Origin of the sequence: Alteromonas sp. W364 (assembly GCF_031846205.1) — a bacterium.
Lineage (GTDB): Bacteria > Pseudomonadota > Gammaproteobacteria > Enterobacterales > Alteromonadaceae > Glaciecola > Glaciecola blandensis.
In genome coordinates, this window is record NZ_JAVRID010000003.1 from 51191 (window position 1) to 71232 (window position 20042).

At 44.3% G+C, this 20042-nt stretch carries 16 protein-coding genes; 5 read left to right on the forward strand and 11 right to left on the reverse strand.

Translation table 11 applies throughout. From position 1 onward, the window contains the following. Window positions 1–401 precede the first annotated feature (401 nt). Entirely contained in the window at window positions 402–917 is a 516-nt protein-coding gene (locus RM556_RS05595) for a prepilin-type N-terminal cleavage/methylation domain-containing protein (protein WP_311361005.1), read from the forward strand. A gap of 56 nt (window positions 918–973) precedes the next feature. On the opposite strand, the gene RM556_RS05600 is transcribed toward RM556_RS05595, so the two are convergent. The 3 genes from RM556_RS05600 to RM556_RS05610 all read right to left on the reverse strand — a co-directional run bounded on the left by RM556_RS05600 (window position 974) and on the right by RM556_RS05610 (window position 4207). After that, entirely contained in the window at window positions 974–1897 is a 924-nt protein-coding gene (locus RM556_RS05600) for a universal stress protein (protein WP_311361004.1), read from the reverse strand. 149 nt (window positions 1898–2046) lie between these two features. Next, window positions 2047–2637, reverse strand: a complete 591-nt coding sequence (ssb, locus tag RM556_RS05605; RefSeq protein WP_311374096.1) for a single-stranded DNA-binding protein — start codon at window positions 2635–2637, stop codon at window positions 2047–2049. Between the two features lie 214 nt (window positions 2638–2851). Then, window positions 2852–4207: an MFS transporter gene (locus RM556_RS05610; RefSeq protein ID WP_311361002.1), complete on the reverse strand. Its 1356-nt coding sequence runs from the start codon at window positions 4205–4207 to the stop codon at window positions 2852–2854. A 208-nt stretch (window positions 4208–4415) separates the two neighbouring features. Between RM556_RS05610 and uvrA the strand changes: the two genes are divergently transcribed. Genes uvrA through RM556_RS05625 form a run of 3 tightly spaced genes read left to right on the forward strand, consistent with a single transcriptional unit; the run spans window position 4416 to window position 8409 of the window. Next, entirely contained in the window at window positions 4416–7256 is a 2841-nt protein-coding gene (gene uvrA / locus RM556_RS05615) for an excinuclease ABC subunit UvrA (protein ID WP_311361001.1), read from the forward strand. Window position 7257: 1 nt separating this feature from the next. Then, a complete protein-coding gene (locus RM556_RS05620) occupies window positions 7258–7665 on the forward strand; it encodes a thioesterase family protein (protein WP_311361000.1) in 408 nt (135 codons plus the stop codon). 21 nt (window positions 7666–7686) lie between these two features. After that, window positions 7687–8409, forward strand: coding sequence for a 2OG-Fe(II) oxygenase (locus tag RM556_RS05625; protein WP_311360999.1), 723 nt, complete (start codon window positions 7687–7689; stop codon window positions 8407–8409). Between the two features lie 15 nt (window positions 8410–8424). On the opposite strand, the gene RM556_RS05630 is transcribed toward RM556_RS05625, so the two are convergent. The 4 genes from RM556_RS05630 to RM556_RS05645 are packed head-to-tail and all read right to left on the reverse strand — an operon-like array spanning window position 8425 to window position 11696. Beyond that, entirely contained in the window at window positions 8425–8790 is a 366-nt protein-coding gene (locus tag RM556_RS05630) for an MmcQ/YjbR family DNA-binding protein (RefSeq protein ID WP_311360998.1), read from the reverse strand. A 49-nt stretch (window positions 8791–8839) separates the two neighbouring features. Beyond that, window positions 8840–10141: a TRAP transporter large permease gene (locus RM556_RS05635; protein WP_311374097.1), complete on the reverse strand. Its 1302-nt coding sequence runs from the start codon at window positions 10139–10141 to the stop codon at window positions 8840–8842. Continuing rightward, window positions 10141–10680, reverse strand: a complete 540-nt coding sequence (locus RM556_RS05640) for a TRAP transporter small permease (protein ID WP_311360996.1) — start codon at window positions 10678–10680, stop codon at window positions 10141–10143. The genes RM556_RS05635 and RM556_RS05640 overlap by 1 nt, the downstream gene beginning before the upstream one ends. Then, on the reverse strand, window positions 10680–11696 hold the full coding sequence (locus tag RM556_RS05645; RefSeq protein WP_311361351.1) for a TRAP transporter substrate-binding protein: 1017 nt from the start codon (window positions 11694–11696) through the stop codon (window positions 10680–10682). Before RM556_RS05645 ends, RM556_RS05640 begins: the two co-directional genes overlap by 1 nt. 250 nt (window positions 11697–11946) lie before the next feature. Here RM556_RS05645 and RM556_RS05650 point away from each other — a divergent pair, with 250 nt between their 5' ends. Then, window positions 11947–12651, forward strand: coding sequence for a FadR/GntR family transcriptional regulator (locus tag RM556_RS05650; protein ID WP_311360995.1), 705 nt, complete (start codon window positions 11947–11949; stop codon window positions 12649–12651). 16 nt (window positions 12652–12667) lie between these two features. Here RM556_RS05650 and RM556_RS05655 read toward each other — a convergent pair whose 3' ends face one another. The 4 genes from RM556_RS05655 to RM556_RS05670 form a co-directional block, all read right to left on the reverse strand. Next, the gene (locus RM556_RS05655) at window positions 12668–14170 is read right to left on the reverse strand and encodes a mannitol dehydrogenase family protein (protein WP_311374098.1); all 1503 of its coding nucleotides are present in this window, start codon (window positions 14168–14170) and stop codon (window positions 12668–12670) included. Further along, on the reverse strand, window positions 14167–15579 hold the full coding sequence (gene uxaC / locus RM556_RS05660; RefSeq protein ID WP_311374099.1) for a glucuronate isomerase: 1413 nt from the start codon (window positions 15577–15579) through the stop codon (window positions 14167–14169). The genes RM556_RS05655 and uxaC overlap by 4 nt, the downstream gene beginning before the upstream one ends. Window positions 15580–15673: 94 nt before the next feature. Next, complete coding sequence (uxuA, locus tag RM556_RS05665; RefSeq protein WP_311360992.1) at window positions 15674–16864, reverse strand: mannonate dehydratase; 1191 nt, start codon at window positions 16862–16864, stop codon at window positions 15674–15676. A gap of 116 nt (window positions 16865–16980) precedes the next feature. After that, complete coding sequence (locus RM556_RS05670; RefSeq protein ID WP_311360991.1) at window positions 16981–19851, reverse strand: TonB-dependent receptor; 2871 nt, start codon at window positions 19849–19851, stop codon at window positions 16981–16983. Between the last annotated feature and the right edge of the window lie 191 nt (window positions 19852–20042).

Genomic DNA, 20042 nt, shown 5'->3' on the forward strand with positions numbered 1-20042 from the left:
TTACTCCTTTTTTCCTTTAAAGGCTTCTGGTAAATGATGAGATAAAAAGGTGTTAACTTGCGACTCCAGTATGGTTTTGCTCAGGACGTCTATTATCGGGTAGGCTTTGTCTATTAATAAATCAAATTTGTTCTAAGCTTGCTGTACACGATCTAGCCAACTTATTCCCTTCACATGGCAAAATGCATGTAAAATACTAACTATGATACAAAAAATAAACTTTAGTTTAATACTAACGTCAACCTCAATAATATTGGGAGCCTACCGGTTTAAGGCACTGCAAAGAGCGGTTAAATCAGATAGCTTCAATATGTAGGTATAGAAACCAATAACCCTATGTTTATCGAATCACCGATAATCACCATTAAGCTACAAATAAGAACGTAAAAAAGGTTTACGCAGTGCAAAAAGGCTTCACCCTGATCGAATTAATTGTTGTGATCGTGATTATTGGCATCCTCGCGGTTATCGCCACACCTCGATTTATCGACTTACAAAAGGATGCGACTGTCGCCAAACTTGAGGCAATGGCAGGCGCAATGGAGAGCGGAGTAGGCTTAGTGAATGCAAAAGCTATCTTGGCAAACAAAATCGAAGGCACAGATTCTCTTGATGTAGGCGGAGCAACAATGGCACTAGAAAGTGGCTTTCCATCTGCGCATTGGAACAACTCGGTGCGCTATCTTGTGCAACTAGATAATGAATCATTTTCTACCTTTGTAGAAATTTGTACTAACGATTGGTGTGGAAAAGGTAATCAAACTGCTATTCCAAGCGGAGTGACACTCACTCTGCCAGCCCGCGTGGCAAAAGCCTACCCTAGGGGATACAGCTATAACGATGAATGCGGCGTTTACTTCATCAACCGTACCGATGGCAGTCAACCCGAAATAGGTCTGGAAACAGCTGATTGTTAAAATACCACTTTCAGTGCTGTCTCGAGAATTGACTGCAACGAGTTTAACTGTGTCACTTAATCAACAGTCACCGGCGAAACAAAACCTACTGGCTTCACCGCCAATAGCGAACAAGAAAGGGATTGCAGAATATTCTCTGCAGTATTACCAATAAAGAAACTAGACATGCCGGTGCGAGCAACCGTTCCCATTACAAGTAAGTCGATTGTCTCAAGTTCGGTAAACTCAGGCACCTTCACGAAAGGAAACCCCTCTAGATGATTAATATTAAACGTTTGCTTGCAGCCAGACGCTTTAATCATCCTCTTTAAGTTATCTAAACTTTCCTGTTCTGCTTCGCGCTTTTCATTACTTAACTGAGTGGTACTCATGCTTAGCCAAGTACCATTGGTCAAGGTATTTTCTAAAGTAAAGTCCCAACAAGCAACGAGCTCTGTCGGTTTCTGCGACGCTGAAGTAAGCGCAGTTGATAAGCGAAGAAGCTTTTTCGACAATGATAACTCGACTTGATCCTTAGCATTAGGATCGACGGCTACTGCCACTTTACCTTGGTTAATTTGATGACCGGGTCGACATAACATGACAGGGCATGGACACTTTCGCAAAAGGTCCAGATCTACAGACATAAATCCTATCTCGTTATTTTTCGTCTCAGCTTGTTTAACTAGCAAGTCATAATCATCCTGCAGAACTCTTTTGATCGCTGTTGTAGAAGCATCATGAGCTTGCATACTGCTCACCGAAACACGCGAGGCCAAAGGTAGATCTCTTTGCACCTTTTCCAACATCTGTTGATAAGCCTCTAGCGCGTTATCAATAAGCTGTTGAGAATAAGAAAGCAGTTTTGCTGGAAGTGTAGGTACGATCACTAAAACATCTAAACCAAACTCCGCCTCCTGCGCTAGTGTCATAGCATTGCGCAAAGCATCCTCATCATTTCCTAGGCCTCTGCTCACAAATAGAACGCGATTAAACGTCATATCGATTCCTCCATTGTCATCACCATAGATTAAAAATTAGACGAACTTAGTCAGTGTAGAAAAAAGAAAACAAAAAACCCAGCGCGAAGGCTGGGTTTTAACATTTTTAGAGACTTTTACTAATCTAGATCAAACTAGTTCTCTATCATTTAAAATGGGATATCATCATCAAAGTCGAAATCTGGCTCAGCCATTGGCGGCGCTTTTTGTTGCGGAGACTGCTGAGCTGGTTGCTGATAACCACCCTGTTGCCCGCCTGACTGGCTGCCTTGCCCTTGTTGATAACCGCCTTGACCGCCGCCTTGGTTTTGTTGATAACCGGCTTGTTGTCCACCTTGACTTTGACCGCCCTGTGGACGCTGTTGGTATCCGCCTTGACCGCCACTTTGCCCACCGCCGTTACCACCACCGCCAAGCATTTGCATTTGATCACAAATCACTTCAGTTGTATAACGGTCGTTACCTTGCTGGTCTTGCCATTTTCGTGTTTGCAATTTACCTTCAAGATAAATCTGTGAACCCTTTTTCAAGTACTCACCTGCAACTTCAGCCAAACGACGATACATTGTGACTTTGTGCCACTCCGTTCTTTCCTGCAATTGACCTTGTTGATCTTTCCAGCTCTCACTAGTGGCGATACTTAAATTGGCAACGGCATTTCCATTTGGCATATAACGAACTTCAGGGTCGTTACCCAAATTACCTACCAAAATGACTTTGTTTACACCTCTAGAGGCCATGCTAACTCCTGTTTTCAAATTTTTGTTTACTGTATAGCCGCTTAATTTATGCCAAAGTTGACGATAAATACCCAGAAGCTAGCACAGCATTTTTCCGCTAATAATATACTCTTTACAGGAACAATTTGCACCTGTATTCATGGTAAGTTTTCAGCTTTTTGCTGAGTGCTTTGTTGCCTGAGTCGTATTGGATGAAACCGGCTCAAAAACTTAACTATTGAATCAATGCCTTAGCCTGCTTCAAGTCAAAACCTTTGCTATCGACTTTAAGATAAATTGCCTGTTCGACCAAATCGATAGACACGTCATGCACTTGTTCAATGCTACTCAACTCTTGCTGGATGTTGCTGTAGTCAGTTTCTTTCGTCCATGCTGCACCTGCTGGAATTTTTAAGGTCACTCGCTTGACTCGTTTTGCGCTTTGAATACCTGCAGCTAAAATCATACCGATAAATATGACGAGCAAACAGGCGTAGATAGCAGTGTCGGCTTCCATCCACTGAGTTAATACCCCTGATAATACGCCACCTAAAAACGCACCAAAAAATTGGTGACTCGCATAAATCCCCATTGCACTGCCCTTGCGTCCTGCAGGCGCGATACTGGAAACTAATGCCGGCATATGCGCTTCCATATAGTTGAAGCCTGCAAAAAACAGAATGCCAGCTAGGGTAATCAATTTCCAATCAAGGCCAGGCAATAAGAAAAGGCCGAAACCAAAAGACATCAATAGCAATGAGAAAATGAAAGCGATACCGGTGGGCACTCGTGCACCTAGCTTCATCAGTACTACCAGAAACAGTACAGAGATGAGAAGAATTGGCGTATAGATCTTCCAATGCTCATTCAGACCAAAGTCAGCCTCGCTCAATAAAGTGGGCACCTGCACGAAGAAACAAGTAATCAGCATATGAACAATTAACACGCTAAGATTCAAACGCCAAAGATTGCTATCTATCAACAATGATTTAAGTTGATTACGACGAGGGATGGTATCGCCAGCCGGCGTTTGTTGTGCGGGGGTCACAACACCAAATTGAATTAAAGGTATGCAGCATATCGTCAGCACGGCCGTGATCCAGAAGATACCAGAAAGGCCAAACGTACCTGCGATCACTGGCCCAACAAGCAAAGCAAGGTAGAATGAAAAACCTATCGACACACCGATAATTGCCATCACTTTGGCTCTTTCAGACTCTCGCGTAACATCTGTAGCGAGAGCCATTACCGCCCCAGCGATCGCTCCGGCACCTTGAAGAACCCGGCCTACTGTTAGCATGGTCATCGTATCGGCTGTTGCAGCAATAATACTACCCAGCGCAAAGAAGCTTAGTCCGAGATAAATAACCGGTTTACGACCCCATTTATCTGACAGTATCCCCATCGGAATTTGTAGAATAGCCTGTGTCAGGCCATAACCACCAATGGCTAAACCGACTAATAATGGAGAATAGTCTGGGTATTCGACAGCCGCGATGGCCAATACAGGAATGACCATGAAAAGACCTAGCATACGCAGTACATATACTGATGCTAAGGTAATGGCAGCCCTTACTTCACTAGCGTTCAATCGTTCAGTTTCCGTTCTAAGTTTTCGGTTATTGGGGTTAGTCCGTGAGACAGGGGCGCGATTCTAACACAAGAAATCTGCAGACTCACCAGTGCTTGATCCCATTACAGCCATTTGCGTAACAAACGCATATTTCATTGCAAATTTGTGTCATAATACGCGATTGGTTTTTGGCATACACATCACTAAGGCATCTCTCTAAAGTACTATGGATAAAATTGAAGTTCGCGGGGCTAGAACCCACAACCTAAAAAACATCAATATTGAACTCCCCCGAGATAAGCTAGTTGTTATTACCGGGCTCTCAGGTTCAGGTAAATCATCTTTGGCATTCGATACTTTATATGCAGAAGGCCAACGTCGTTATGTAGAGTCACTGTCGGCTTACGCAAGACAGTTTTTGTCAATGATGGAAAAACCCGATGTAGATCATATCGAGGGTTTATCGCCGGCTATTTCTATTGAACAGAAGTCGACATCGCACAACCCACGTTCCACAGTTGGTACCATCACTGAAATATACGATTACTTACGCTTGCTGTTTGCTCGCGTGGGAACGCCCAAATGCCCGGATCATGATGTTGCTCTGAACGCCCAAACCGTCAGCCAGATGGTAGACCGAGTGTTAGAAATGCCCGAAGGTAGCAAACTCATGCTGTTGGCTCCTGTCGTTCAAGACAGAAAAGGTGAGCACGTAAAGACCTTAGAAGGATTGTCGGCTCAAGGCTTTATTCGAGCGAGAATAGATGGTGAAGTGTGTGATCTATCTGATCCCCCTACCTTAGACTTACACAAAAAGCATACTATTGAAGTGGTTGTTGACCGCTTCAAAGTGCGTGATGACTTACAATTGCGCCTTGCTGAATCTTTTGAAACCGCACTAACTTTGTCTTCCGGTTCAGCTAAAGTCGCTTACATGGATGAACCTGACAGAGAGGAAGTTGTTTTTTCAGCAAATTTTGCCTGTCCTCATTGTGGATACAGCATCACTGAACTAGAACCTCGCATATTTTCGTTTAACAACCCCGCCGGTGCATGCCAAACCTGCGATGGCTTAGGTACTCGACAATTCTTCGACCCACATCGTGTCGTTGGCAATGATGAAATCAGCTTGTCAGGCGGCGCAATCCGCGGCTGGGATAAACGTAGTTATTATTATTTCCAAATGTTGCAGTCTGTCGCTGACCACTATGGCTTCGACTTGAACAAGCCATTCCAAGAGTTAGATAAAAAAGCCAAAGACATTGTGCTCTTCGGAAGTAAAGGCACGTCAGTTAAGTTTAAATATATCAATGAGCGCGGAGACATCATGGAACGCAAGCATCCTTTCGAAGGGATCATTCCCAACATGGAAAGGCGGTACCGTGAAACTGAATCGAACACAGTACGTGAAGAATTGGGCAAGTATATGAGCCATCAGCATTGTTCGACTTGCTCAGGCACACGACTTCGCTTAGAAGCTAGAAACGTGTTTATCGAAGGTACCAACCTACCGCAAGTCGCTGAAATGTCGATTGCGGAATCGCTAGACTTGTTCGATAGTCTAAACCTCAGCGGTCAGCGCGCTGCTATTGCAGAGAAGATCCTAAAAGAGATAAAAGACCGACTGCAATTCCTCGTGAATGTTGGTTTGAACTACCTCTCACTTTCTCGGAGCGCCGATACCCTATCTGGTGGTGAAGCGCAGCGAATCAGACTCGCGAGCCAAATCGGCGCCGGTTTGGTTGGCGTAATGTATGTCCTCGATGAACCCAGTATTGGTTTGCACCAACGTGATAATGAACGTCTATTAAAAACGCTGCGTCATCTGCGTGATTTAGGCAACACCGTTATTGTGGTTGAACATGATGAAGACGCGATCAAAGAAGCGGATCACATTGTTGATATTGGCCCAGGCGCTGGTGTGCATGGTGGTGAAATTATCGCCCAAGGCCAACTGAAAGATATCATGGAAAGTGAACACTCACTTACAGGTAAGTACCTTTCAGGAAGAGAGTTCATTGAAATACCAAAAGTAAGAACAAGCACGAAAGATCGTGAGTGGGTCACCTTGACTGGAGCGACAGGCAACAACCTTCAATCCGTCACATTGAAAATTCCAATGGGCTTGATGACTTGTGTAACGGGTGTGTCTGGTTCAGGAAAATCAACGCTGATCAACGATACTTTTTATCGTATTGCTCAACGCGAGTTAAACCGAGCTACCACAAATGAACCAGCACCTTACAAAAGTATCTCTGGTTTGGAGCACATGGATAAAGTGGTCGATATTGACCAAAGTCCAATAGGCAGAACACCACGGTCAAACCCCGCTACCTACGCTGGGATCTTCACACCGATCCGTGAAATCTTCGCAGGTACGCAAGAGGCACGCTCTCGCGGATACAAACCCGGTCGCTTTAGCTTTAATGTAAAAGGCGGACGCTGTGAGGCATGCCAAGGCGACGGTCTAATCAAAGTTGAGATGCACTTTTTACCCGATGTATATGTGCCTTGTGATGTATGTGCAGGTAAACGCTACAACCGTGAAACCCTAGAAATTCGCTATAAGAATAAGAACATTCATGAAATTCTAGAAATGACCGTTGAAGATGCGCGTGAATTTTTCGATGCCATTCCAGCCATTAATCGCAAACTGCAAACCTTGATGGACGTGGGCTTGTCCTATATTCGCCTGGGTCAGTCTGCAACGACCTTGTCTGGCGGTGAAGCACAACGTGTCAAGCTTGCTAAAGAGCTATCTAAGCGAGATACAGGGCAGACATTGTACATTCTGGATGAACCTACAACAGGTTTGCACTTCCATGATATCAAGCAACTGCTTGAAGTCTTACATCGCCTAAGAGATCACGGCAACACAGTCGTCGTCATTGAGCACAACTTAGACGTTGTTAAGACTGCAGACTGGGTTGTTGATCTTGGTCCTGAAGGTGGCTCAGGCGGCGGTGAAATTGTAGCTGAAGGCACTCCTGAAAAGATTTGTACCGTTGAGCGCTCTCATACAGGACGTTTTCTCAAGCCGATGTTAGCTGTAAAACAGGGAGAGTAAGATGCTAAGTATCAAATTCGACGTTCGTTTTTATGAAACTGATGCTCTTCAGCATGTGAGTAATACGGTACTAGTTGGTTGGTTTGAAACTGCTCGCTTGCCTATATTTCGTTACTTTACGCCTGAGCTTGATTTACAAAATTGGCCACTGATTTTGGCTAACTACAACGTAGATTTTCTTGAACAAATTTATCTTAGCCCAGAAGTCGAAGTGAAAACGTGGGTCAGTCGGATTGGCAACAGTTCATTTGAAGTTTATCAAGAAGTGTGGCAAAACCAGCAGCGAAAAGCAAAAGGTACAACTACGCTAGTGCGCTTTGATTACCAAACAAAGAAAGCAACGCCAATCGCCGATGAAGTGCGGGCGATGCTGAGCGAACATTTGATAGACTTGAGCGAGCACAAGTAGAGAAAGACGAAGGGGCATAAAATGGCGACGGAAGCAGACGCAATTCACTCGGATTTCATCAGCGTAATCGATGATGTGCTGTCTCCTGAACTATGCCAACAAATCATCGACACCATAGAAAGCAGCAAACACCTTGCTCCCGGTCAAACGGGCGGCGGCCTTGATGAAAGTAAAAAAAGGTCACTTGATGTTTCAATATCTCGGCATGAAGAGTTTCAGTCTCTTTATCCACAAGTTGCGACAATAACCGGTAAGCACCTGGTGGATTATTTCAAAAAGTATCACTTTGCACTTATTGGTCCAATCGGGCTCACCATGGCCGACATTCAGACCGGTGAGCCAGTGAAACTCACTACTGACAACTTCGACGAACAAGCCCTGCCGCGCCTACCACAAATAGTGAACTACCTATTTAGGATTGGTGAAATTAATGCGCAAAAATACACTGCCGGTGAAGGTGGTTACCCTTATTGGCATTCGGAAAACTATCCTCAGCAAGGCTCAACCGATGCATTGCATCGCAATCTTTTGTTTATGTTTTATCTCAATGATGTAGAGGAAGGCGGAGAAACTGAGTTTTATTATCAGGATAAAAAGATCCAAGCGAAAACCGGAAGAATGGTAATTGCACCGAGTGGATTCACCCACACACACCGCGGCAACATTCCTATCTCGAACGATAAATACATTCTTACCTCTTGGGTATTGTTCAACCCTGCCGAGCACATTTTTGCGCGAGGATAATTAGCAACGGTCGCATTAAATTTGATTGAAACCCAACTCCCGTTGCTTCTTTTTACTGAAACCAAGTGTCACCAAACGATAAGACTCGTTTAAGTAATAGCGTAGTTCTTCATCATTCTCGGCTGGACTTTGATGTTGCTGTATCCACAACATACCACGAGAAGCCATATAAGGCGCTGGCTTGTACCCCGGTGCTTGGCTAAGAAAGTGATAGTTCATTTCTGAGGTTTTGAAGGTATACGCGGGCCCTCCTTCCTTGTTGGTTGTGCCCAAGGCAAACAATTTCCCCGCCACTTTCCAAACATGCGAGCCACCCCATTGTACGACATAAGTTGTGTGAGCTTTTGCTCTGCAAAACGCATTGAATTCATCGTGGGTCACTGCCGCTCGTCCGTCCTTGTAATCAGTAATTTAACTATAGCGTTTTTCCCTACTCTATCAACCCCATCATACGGGGTAATGTTTCGCTGATTTGTGGGAATAAAGTGACTAATAGCAAGCAGATGAACATTGCAGCGTACAAAGGGAGTAACGGTTTTACTACCGCCCCAATGCTGGTTTTACCAATGCTACAGCCAACGAACAACACGCTACCGACTGGCGGTGTACAAAGGCCAATACTCAGGTTTAGGATCATCATTATCCCAAAGTGCAAAGGCGAGATATCCATTGCTGCCATAACCGGCATTAAAATAGGTGTGAATATCAATACCGCGGGTGTCATGTCCATGAAGGTCCCCACCACCAATAACATGATATTAATTAGTATTAAGATCATGATGGGGTTGTCAGATAAGGTTAAGACTAATTCTGTAAATGTTTGTGGGATGAACTCATAGCTGAGCATCCACGACATGGAAGCGGAAGCGCCAATCAACAACATGACTATTGCTGTGGTTTGAACTGATTTTAACAGGATATTAGGCAGATCTTTGAGTGCGATTTCGCGATACACACCCAAGGACAAAACCAGTGCATAGATGACGGCAATGGCGCCTGCTTCGGTTGGCGTAAAATAGCCTCCGATGATCCCACCTATGACAATGACGATAAGCAATAATGAAGGTATCGCGGCTACTAAGTGATGAACACCTTCAGCGAAAGAGTATTTCAAGCCTGCAGGGAAATTATGCTTTTTTGCGTAGATACCACACACAATCATTAAGGAAAGTGCGACCAATAGACCTGGGATGTAGCCTGCCATAAAGAGTGCTGCAATCGACACGCCACCACTGGCTAAGGAATATATTATGAGTATGTTGCTGGGTGGAATGAGCATACCCGTAGTGGAGGCAGTCACGGTTACAGCAGTATTGAAGTTTTTATCGTAACCTTCTTTGTTCATTGCCGGGATCATGAAACCACCGATCGCCGATGTTGCTGCAACTGCAGAGCCTGAGATTGAGCCAAATAAAGCACAGGCAATCACGTTCACGAGGGCCAAACCACCCGAGAACCTGCCCACTAAGACCATAGCAAAGTTAATCAGTCGACGCGCAATTCCGCCTTGCCCCATTAAGTAGCCGGACAATATAAAGAAAGGGATCGCAAGCAGAGCAAAACTATCTAAACCACTCGCAATACGCTGTGCTACGGTTGTTAGTGCGGCATCAGCAGGCATAGTGGCGAGCATCGTTAAAACCGTTGCCACTGCAATTGCTATCGCTATGGGGGTATTGATTGCTAGTAGTACAACAAAGCTCACTAACAATATCGCAATCGTTAAATCCATTATTGCACCTCCGCTTTGACGGCTTTGCTTTTGCTAGTGTGACTAATCATTTGTTCCGCGTCGCCTGGGTAATGTCCAAAAAGTCGCTCAATGGCAAAAAAAGCGAATAAAACGCCGCTAATCGGTAATGCCATATAAACCACTCCCATATTAACTTGCATCGCCGCTGAGCGTTGCTCTAAGTGAAACGCTAATAACACGAGCTTTGAACCACCATAGATAAGTACCGAAATAGCAAACGCTAAGGTCATCAATTGTACGATTTGCGTAGTGACTTTTGCCTTGCGTGCCGACATTGATTTAACAAAGATATCGACACCTAGATGCATTCGGTGACGATAAGCATGAGAGGCTCCTAATAGGCCAATCCAGATCAATAGGAACCTAGCTAGTTCCTCTGTGAAGGAGCTTGGTTTAGGAAGCAAAAAACGAGTGAGTACTTGCCAACTTACATCTATTAATAATAAGGCCATTAAGATAATCAGTAAGTATTTTAACGCCAAATCGAGCTTGCTCACGAAGGTCAGAAATGTCCCCATTACTCATCTCCCTTTGTATCACTAGCACTGGCATCTTCGGCGACAACTCTGTCTATGAGTAAACCAATCTTAGTATCCTGATATTGCTCACGCAGACTTGCTGTTTTGCTAACAAATTGAGACTTGTCAGCTTTCACAACTTCAACGCCTGCTTTTTTCACTTCGCTTAAAGCTAATTCGGTTGAGGCTTGCCATAACACCTTTTGTTTCTCAACTGAATCTGCGGCGGCCTTGCGCACCCACGCCTGCTCTGTATTGCTAAGTTGGTCCCAAACATTGGTGCTAAACACTAAAACATCTGGGATTGAGGTATGCTCGTCCAGTAAATAATACTTCGCCACTTCGTAGTGCTTGCTCAAATAGAAGCTTGGAGGATTATTCTCAGCACCATCGACCACGCCTTGTTGCAGAGCGGTATAAAGCTCACCCCAAGATACAGGTGTTGCCGAGCCGCCCATTGTATTGACCATATTCACTGCAGACTGGCTGTTCATGACCCTGATCTTCATTCCTTCTAGGTCATCAGGCTGGTAGACCGGTTTTTTTGTCGTATAAAAACTGCGGCTTCCCGCATCGTAATAGCCCAAGCCCATGAAGTAATAAGGTACGCCCGCATTCAATAATTCTTTGCCAATATCGCCTTGCAGTACATTCCAAAAGTGCGCTGGAGAAGAAAATAAATACGGCACGCTGAACATTTTCATCTCAGGTACAAACGCCTCCAACGAACTTGCCGACACCTTGGTCATGGAAAGGCTACCAATTTGCAGCAGTTCAAGGTTTTCGCGCTCAGAACCGAGTTGACCGGAGGGATAGATTAATAAGTCCATGTTGCCGTTAGAGTAGAATTGCAGGCGCTTTTGCATATAAACCATCGCTTCATGCACAGGATGATTCACATCTAAACCATGCGCAATTCGTAACACCTTCACATCACTCTGCTCGGCGCATGCATTCAGAATAAATACGGCAACAATGGCTAACACCATTGCGCTAAGCTTTTTCCTTTTCACCATCTTGCTCATTGAACGATTCCTTAGTCTTACTCTTTACTTCATCAAGCGATTCTACTAGACCATTATTGGTAAGGCCACTTAACCAACATTAACCTATTTTTAACAATATTAATATTAAAAAAAGGCAATTCAGTATATAAAGTTACTTTCTCGTGATAAAAACTTCTCTGCAGTAAATAGTTTCGCTATGATTGATGAAACCGCGCAAGAATAATGAATCGCTGGGCTGAATAGAACAAATTTGGATGTTATGGATAGTTTAAAACTACAGATCGTAAAAAGTGACAGGCTTTACATGAAGGTTGCTGAGCAGCTGAAAAAGCTGATTGACAATGATGTGATCAAACCCGGCGAACGTTTTCCCTCCGAGCGTGAGCTTGCAGAGAAACTAGGTGTTAGCCGGCCGACTATTCGTGAGGCCATGATTGCGCTGGAATTATCAGGTGTGATTGAAATCCGAACTGGCTCTGGTATTTATGTCACCGACAAAAAAGCCAAAATTCCGCCCGAATTAAATGATAAAGGGGTAGGTCCTTTCGAAATTCTCGAAATTAGATATATCCTTGAAGCAGAAGCTTGTGCCCTAGCGGCAGCGCGCATTACCGATGAGCAAATAGCCGAACTTCGTCAAGTCGTGGAAGAAATGGAAGAAGAGCAGAAGTTGCCAAATGCTTCTGAAAAAGCCGACCAAAAGTTCCATTCTATTATTGCGCAAGCATGCCAGAACTCAGCAATATCCTCCGTCGTCGATTGGCTATGGGATCTTCGTAACGAATCCGCACTAAGTACTGCATTTCTGGAGCGTATTCGCGATGAAGGAGTACATCCTTCAATTGATGAGCACAGAAACATATTACGTGCACTAGAACAACGCAACCCAGAGAAAGCTCGCATGGCAATGAAGCAGCACATTGAAAACGCGACATCAAACGCAGCGACCCACTTCAACAAGTAGGACTTAAGCAAAAGTCCTATTCTGCATCTTGTAATATCTGACTTAGATAAGCATGGGTGCCAAGCTCAGTAATCTTATGGATACCGTCAATCAAGCGTTTGGTAAAGTTGGGTGTCGTTTTTAAGCTAGTGGGAAAAATACTTGTTTGCTTAAATAGAGCGTCGACCAAATCGATAGGTTGCTCCCAATGCTCATTGACTAAGGCATGCAATAAGTCTGCAATAGGGTCATTGATAATATAAGTAACACCCTTTTCATCACTCCCTTTCAGATACCGTAACCAACAAACAAGCGTTGCCATTAAGCATGCCGTATGTTGCTCTTTATTTTCGCGGTAAAGCTCTTCCATCGCTTGTAAAATTCGCTGTTGTAATTTTTGTGAACCATCGCTGGCCACCTGCTGCGTTGCATAGGCAATATCACTGTTTTCAAATCGTTGTATGATTTGTTGTTGATACTCTGCCAGGTCAACATTCGGAAATGTCGGAATAGTTGGTCCCGTTTCTTTCTGCATTAAACGCTGAATGACTGTTACCAGCAAGGGATCAATAACTGCCTGATGGATCCACTTATGACCCAACAGCACTCCCATATAGGCTAAGGCTGAATGCGAACCATTGAGAGTGCGAAGCTTCAGTTTCTCGTAGTCCGAGACCTGCTTAACAAATAGTACGCCGGCCGATTCCCAGTCTGGTCGTTCGGTACAAAAATTATCCTCTATCACCCACTGTTTGAATGGCTCAGTCACTATCAAACCTTGATCTTCATAGCCATATTGTTGAGTAAGCGCTTGGCCATCTGCTACGGTAACTTTTGGCACAATACGATCGACCATGCTCGAACAAAAACTCACATTATTCTGGATCCAAGTCACCAGCTTTTTATCCACGCGAGAGGCTAGGCCTAACACTACAGATTTTACAATCGCCCCATTCTCAGGCAAGTTGTCACAGCTAATAATGGTAAGCTTAGACGAGTGTGAATACTCACTTTTCATTCTTTTCAAGCATGCTTTGACCAAAAGCCCGGGCATACTTTTCGGTTCATTGGGGAATACTAAGTCATGCTGAATATCTGCCGACTCCCAATCAATCGATTGGCTTGATTGATCGTAGTGGTAACCCTTCTCTGTGACCGTCATGGTGACAATTTTGATGCTTGGATCAGCTAAGGCTTCACTCAGTTTTTGAGGCTCTTCTCTCGCAGCGATAACTTCTTTTATCGAACCAATCACTCTGGCTGTTGACTTACCTGTACTTTTTTCAATAAGAGTGAAGAAACCATCCTGAGGATTGAGTTGCTCTTTTACCGTAGGACTTCTCAGCGATACCCCAATAATTCGCCAATCACCGCCACTTTGGGCTAAGGCATCATCGGTAAACACCGCTTGGTGGCCACGATGAAAAGCGCCAATACCGATATGAATTATCCCCGCGCCGTGTTGCTCAGCATCATAACGTGGACATTGAACACAGCCAGGCAAAGATTTTACAAGCGTAGCTGATAGACGCTCACTCATAACTTATAGGCCTTTTTCACAAGATTGTAAGTTAAGTCGACTGCAAGCTCATGAGCCTCTTCTAGACGTAAACGATGATCTGCAACCAGTTCCGCAAGGAAGCCGGCATCAATGCGGCGAGCCACATCATGACGCGCTGGAATTGACATGAATGCGCGGGTGTCGTCGTTAAAACCAACAGTATTATAAAAGCCAGCCGTTTCCATCGTTTGCTGTCGGAATCGCTTCATCCCCTCTGGACTATCATGGAACCACCAAGCAGGGCCCAGCTTCAAACTAGGGTAGTGTCCGGCTAAGGGCGCTAATTCTCGACTGTAGGTAGTTTCATCTAGTGTGAATAGAATCACCTGCAAATCAGGATTGTTACCGTGCTTGTCCATTAGGGCTTTTAAGTTCTTAACATACTCTGTCGGCATAGGAAGATCAGCGCCTTTATCGCGACCAAAACCAGCAAATACCTCTTTGTTGTGATTTCGATAACAACCGGGATGAATTTGCATGACTAAGCCATCCTCAACGCTCATGTCAGCCATTTTGCTTAGCATATGACCACGAAATAGCTCACACTCTTCAGCACTCACCTGCCCTAACATCGCTTTGTCATAGAGTTTCGACGCTTGAGCATCGGAGAGGTTGGCTGTGAAGGGAGTTAAGTGACCGTGGTCTGTAGATGTTGCTCCATGGCGCTTGAAATATTCACGGCGATTCTGCAAGGCATTTAGATACCCCTGATAATCTGTTGTGGTTTCACCCGAAATATCAGATAGTTTTCCTATTTGCTCTGCAAAATCAGCTTGTTCCGGATCTAAAACATTATCAGGGCGATAGGCGGTAAGCACTTTGCCAGTCCAATCCGATTCTGCAATCTTTTGATGATGCTGCAACTTATCTAGTGGATTTTCTGTGGTTGCAATCACTTCGATGTTAAAACGGTCAAACAAGGCGCGCGGTCGAAACTGCTCTTGTTGCAGGCTTTGGTCAATCACTTGGTAATAATGTGAAGCAGTGTGGGCGTCTAGGGCAACATCTATTTTAAAGACTTCAGCGAACACATAATCCATCCACATGCGAGAAGGCGTCCCCCTAAACAGATAATAGTTTTCTGCGAAAATTTGCCACACAGCCTCAGGATCAACCAATTGTGCTTCTTTTGAATTCCCCAAACCCAAGGCTTCTAAACGGATACCTTGTGAGTAAAGCATTCTGAAAACATAATGGTCAGGCTGTATTAAGAGCTCGGTTGGGTTTGAGAAGGCATTGTTGTTTGCAAACCAAGCAGGATCAGTATGTCCGTGTGGACTGACAATAGGCAAGCCCTTAATACTGTCATACAACTCGGTCGCAATTTGTCGAATTGTAGGGTCAGGACTAAAAAGTCGATTTGGATTAAGTTGAAGACGGTTCGACACCTTACCTTCCTTTATTTCAATAATGTTGTTGGATTAACCGCGAATAAAATCTATAAAGTGATTATTCACTTCTACTAGAAGCCATATTTAGCAACTATCGATTAACTAGAGTGCCCACAGTGTGTATCACGCCGCGCAACTCGGCCAAGCCTTTTAAACGACCCATATAGCTGTAGCCCGGTTTCACACCTTCTTGATTCAATTCGTCGTCAAGCAGATGACCATGATCGGGTCTCATCGGAATACGCTGGTAAGCTTCACCTTTGCTTGCTAACTTACGACGTTTTTCTTCTGATAGTAGCGCCTCGACTAGCCCTACCATATCATTATCGCCATCGAGATGATCGGACTCATAGAACGAACCATCATCTTCTCGAATAACGTTACGAAGATGAACAAAGTAAATGCTTGGGCCAAATTGCTTCACCATTTCAACTAAATTGTTGTCGCCTCTGGCACCATAAGAGCCTGCGCACATAGTCAAACCATTCGCAGGACTCGGACAAGCTTCAAGTAAAGCATTGGCGTCACTGGCTGTGGATACAACCCGTGGCAAGCCAAACAGAGAAAACGGAGGATCATCTGGGTGAATGCACATAAGCGCACCGACCGATTCTGCAACTGGGATAATCTCTCTTAAGAAAGCAAACAAATGCGCTCTGAAGCCTTCAGTACCTAAATCGATAAACTGCTGAATGGTAGTCCGAATTTCGTCACGCGTGTACGACCCTTCACCGCCAGGTAAGCCAGCAATGATATTGCGTTCCAATTCCGTCCTTTCTGCTTCACTCATTTTATCAAAACGGGCTTTCGCTTTGTTCAAGACCGCCTCAGAGTAACTCTGTTCAGCCCCTTCACGATCCAACATATAAATGTCATATGCAGCGAAATCGGTCATTTCAAAACGTAAAGCATGACTGTTGTTTGGCAAGCGATACATGAGATTGGTGCGAGTCCAATCTACGACCGGCATGAAGTTGTAGCAAATAGTGTATACGCCACACTCTGCAGCATTGATGATAGATTGCTTATAGTTTTCAATGTACTGAAGATAGTTTCCTGTTCGCGTTTTAATATCATTATGAACAGGAATGCTTTCAATCACATCCCAGCTAAGTCCAGCATCTTCAATGACTTTTTTTCTTTGTATGATCGCGTCTTTCGTCCACAGTTCGCCTGTTGCTATTTCATGCAAAGAGCTTACAATTCCAGTCGCACCAGCTTGACGGATCTTTTGTAAGCTAATCGAGTCACTAGGTCCGAACCATCGCCAAGTTTCTATCATTTAATCTACCTCAAAGTTAACCCAGTCGCATAATGCGCGATGTGGTAACTATTTAAAAAACGGTAACTCCCTATTGGGGAAACGGAGTTACCGTCGACACACAACACCCTGTTTACTTATAACTTGTATTTAAAGCCAACGAACAACCTTCTGCCAGAATATTCAATTCTATTGTAAGCTTCGCTAGCAACGCGTTGCTCTACGTAAGGTTCGTTGGTTAAATTCAAGACTTGGAATTTCGCTCTCAAGTTTTTCGTAATTTTGTACTGGAAATCAAAATCTACTCGTTCTGTATCGTCAACAATACGGTTAGTTTGTGCTAAGTTCGGGCCAAAAGGCTTCAGATACTCAGACCGATACTTATAGCTAAGACGAGCGGATAGCAATTTGTTTTCCCAATAGATTTGCCCACTAAAGTTATGTTTTGATAGCCCAGCAACGTTCGCAGGCTCAATTCTCTCTTGAACTTCCGAGCTTATGTTTCCGCCAGCTTCAGCAGTTTCATAGTCTGAGTTAGCGAAATTATAATTCAGTGAAATACCTAAACCCTCAATCGCTTCAAACTGATGTAACGCCGTCAATTCGTAACCATTAATTTCTGACTCGTTATCAACGATACTGACCCGGCCATTTACCTCAACATCATAGCTCACGCCGTCAATGACGACAGGCTCAATACCACTACTCACCTCAAAGTTCGCATTGAATTGTTTATAATACACAGCGGCTGAGAACATGGTGTCTTCATTCAAGAAGTAGTTCAAGCTGATGTCATAGTTATCAGACTCAAGCGCCTCTAAGAAAGGATTTCCTAGGGCTGTCACGTTATTTTCGAGAGCAGCCTCAACACTCGTAAACTCTTCATCGGCCCCAACGCTACCGATGTCACGAGCGGCACCGTAGTACCACATATCAGGACGCGACAAACCATCATAAATGGCGAAACGAAGTTGTGTTTCATCACTTAATCCAAGCGCCAAGTTGAGACTCTTTAAGTTATTCGTGTATGAATTATTCAGCACATTTGTTTCAACGTCTGGGTTTGCCAAGAAACTAATAAAACCATTGGCGTCAGTTTCAACGGTATATGAAGTTCGAATACCCACCGCTGTGATGTCTGTTTCTACTCTGCGTATACCAAAGTTACCATCTACCGTAATATCACCAATCTCTGTCGAGAAGTCGGCCATTAAATAGAGCGAAGAAATATCTTCTGTTAGATTAATATCACCACCTGAAGGTGCTTTAGGATCAACCGAGAGGTCTGCGTCACCAACCAATGTGTCATACGCGCAGTGCGTGTCATACGTGGCCCAAGAACTAAATCCTGGTTTGCCATCGTCGCCATAGTCATCTTGTGGAAAGTCAATTAGACAGTTGTCGATAACAGCGGCTAACTTTGCGGGTCTATCAGCAGATGGTGTGCTCAAACGCGCACGTTCTTCCTGATAGTTTTGATTGCGATGCGAGGATATCGCAAGGCCTGCTCTTACATTGTAGATAAATTCTGTATCCAAAGCGTAGTCTGCATCTAAGCGGTAGCTGCTAATTCTGTCATCGACTTCTAAACGGTAGTTTCTTGCTTCGCTGTCGGCATTAAAATATGCCATGTCTTGAATATCAGTAGTCCAGTCTTCAGCAGAGCCAATTGGATCATTGAAGTCGCTGTATACATTTGTCACCGTAGGGAATTGCGTACCATCAGAATTTTGCCAGTCGTAAAACTTGCGTTGCCCTCTGAAACGAGCGTAAGTTCTAGTTTGATAGCGATTGGTGCCCGTATAAGCGCTATCGAAATTGATATGTAAGACGTCGGTGGCTTGCCAATCTACATTTAGACCAATCCCTTTGTATTCCTCTTCTCGTACTCGGTATTCGCCATAAGAGCTGATGCGTGATTCACCGGTATAGCTTTGCAGGGCGTTTTCATCGTTAACAGACCAGTTTGAGATACGACGACGGCCATCGTCCCATAGCAAATCATGACGATCTTCAAAGTAAAAACGATTCGACCATTGACCATCAATATTAATATCAAGGTCTGAAGTTGGTCGCCATTGAAGCGCAGCGATTGCAGCATCCCGGTCCTCTTCGGACTTCATCTGTCGGTAGAAAAATGAATTGGGAATGAAGTAATAATCGCCATCTTCCGCATTGCCACCGTTTGCTGCCGCTCTCGCGTCACTAAAACTACAGTTGCTACCGCCATCTAGGGCAAAATTTGAATTACAGTTTCTCAAAGTTGAACTGGTGTTATAACTTTCTTCTGGCGTGGATGAATCGACACCAGCATAACCAAGTGCGAATCCGATTTCACCCAGCTCTTCCAGTTCAAAGCTATTGGTGTAAGAAATAGATGAGCGATAGCCCCAGCCACTCTCATCATCAAATTTTGCGTGATAAGGATTATAATTGCCACGCACCTCAACCTGAAAGCGCTCTTTGCCATAATCAACTGGCTTTATCGTTTTCAAATCAATCGTACCTGAAACACCGCCTTCCAATAAGTTAGCCTGTTGTGCTTTGTAAACGACGACACCATTGACCAGTTCTGAAGGGAATTGACTGAAGGCAACGGAACGGTTACCACTACCAGAAGAAATAGCACGCCCATTAACCGTAGAGAAACCCAAAAATGGGCCTAAGCCACGGATTGAAATTTCACTTGCGTTACCTTTAAAACGGTCGCCGGTGACACCGGTAATACGTTCTAACGTTTCTGCAACGGAGAGGTCAGGTAATGCACCCAAGTCTGTGGATGATAATGCATCAACTATGGTGCTAGCATTTTTCTTTTCTGCTATTGCATTGCGGTAAGAGTCGGCGATGCCTTTGACTTCGATGACTTCAACCACGTCGTCATCTTCACCGACGCTTTGTGCTTCTTGCGCATGAGCGAGTTGACCAATAGTCAGGGACGAAGCAATGGCTAAAGCGAGCGCTTTTTTTCCTCTCTGCATCATTTGTTGGGTAAACCGTGCGTGCATGTAATGTTCTCCGTTAATTATTGTGTTTCCACTTTTATGACGGTCTTATGTGTCGACAGCATGTTGTGAGGCTGCCGACGCCGCTTATGGTGAAAAGTGTCCAATAACATAGTCCATCAATGCCGCCTTGATGTCAAGTGGCCTTACCAATTAATTTAACGTTTATTTTACATTTCATTCCACTTTCAAAG

Bases quoted from the DNA above. Each gene is read 5' to 3' on its own strand.
- RM556_RS05670 (WP_311360991.1), bottom strand. From the start codon at position 19,851: ATGCACGCACGGTTTACCCAACAAATGATGCAGAGAGGAAAAAAAGCG.
- RM556_RS05635 (WP_311374097.1), bottom strand. From the start codon at position 10,141: ATGGATTTAACGATTGCGATATTGTTAGTGAGCTTTGTTGTACTACTA.
- RM556_RS05625 (WP_311360999.1), top strand. From the start codon at position 7,687: ATGGCGACGGAAGCAGACGCAATTCACTCGGATTTCATCAGCGTAATC.
- uxuA (WP_311360992.1), bottom strand. From the start codon at position 16,864: ATGATAGAAACTTGGCGATGGTTCGGACCTAGTGACTCGATTAGCTTA.
- RM556_RS05600 (WP_311361004.1), bottom strand. From the start codon at position 1,897: ATGACGTTTAATCGCGTTCTATTTGTGAGCAGAGGCCTAGGAAATGAT.
- ssb (WP_311374096.1), bottom strand. From the start codon at position 2,637: ATGGCCTCTAGAGGTGTAAACAAAGTCATTTTGGTAGGTAATTTGGGT.
- uvrA (WP_311361001.1), top strand. From the start codon at position 4,416: ATGGATAAAATTGAAGTTCGCGGGGCTAGAACCCACAACCTAAAAAAC.
- RM556_RS05650 (WP_311360995.1), top strand. From the start codon at position 11,947: ATGGATAGTTTAAAACTACAGATCGTAAAAAGTGACAGGCTTTACATG.
- RM556_RS05640 (WP_311360996.1), bottom strand. From the start codon at position 10,680: ATGGGGACATTTCTGACCTTCGTGAGCAAGCTCGATTTGGCGTTAAAA.
- RM556_RS05620 (WP_311361000.1), top strand. From the start codon at position 7,258: ATGCTAAGTATCAAATTCGACGTTCGTTTTTATGAAACTGATGCTCTT.
- RM556_RS05655 (WP_311374098.1), bottom strand. From the start codon at position 14,170: ATGAGTGAGCGTCTATCAGCTACGCTTGTAAAATCTTTGCCTGGCTGT.
- RM556_RS05645 (WP_311361351.1), bottom strand. From the start codon at position 11,696: ATGGTGAAAAGGAAAAAGCTTAGCGCAATGGTGTTAGCCATTGTTGCC.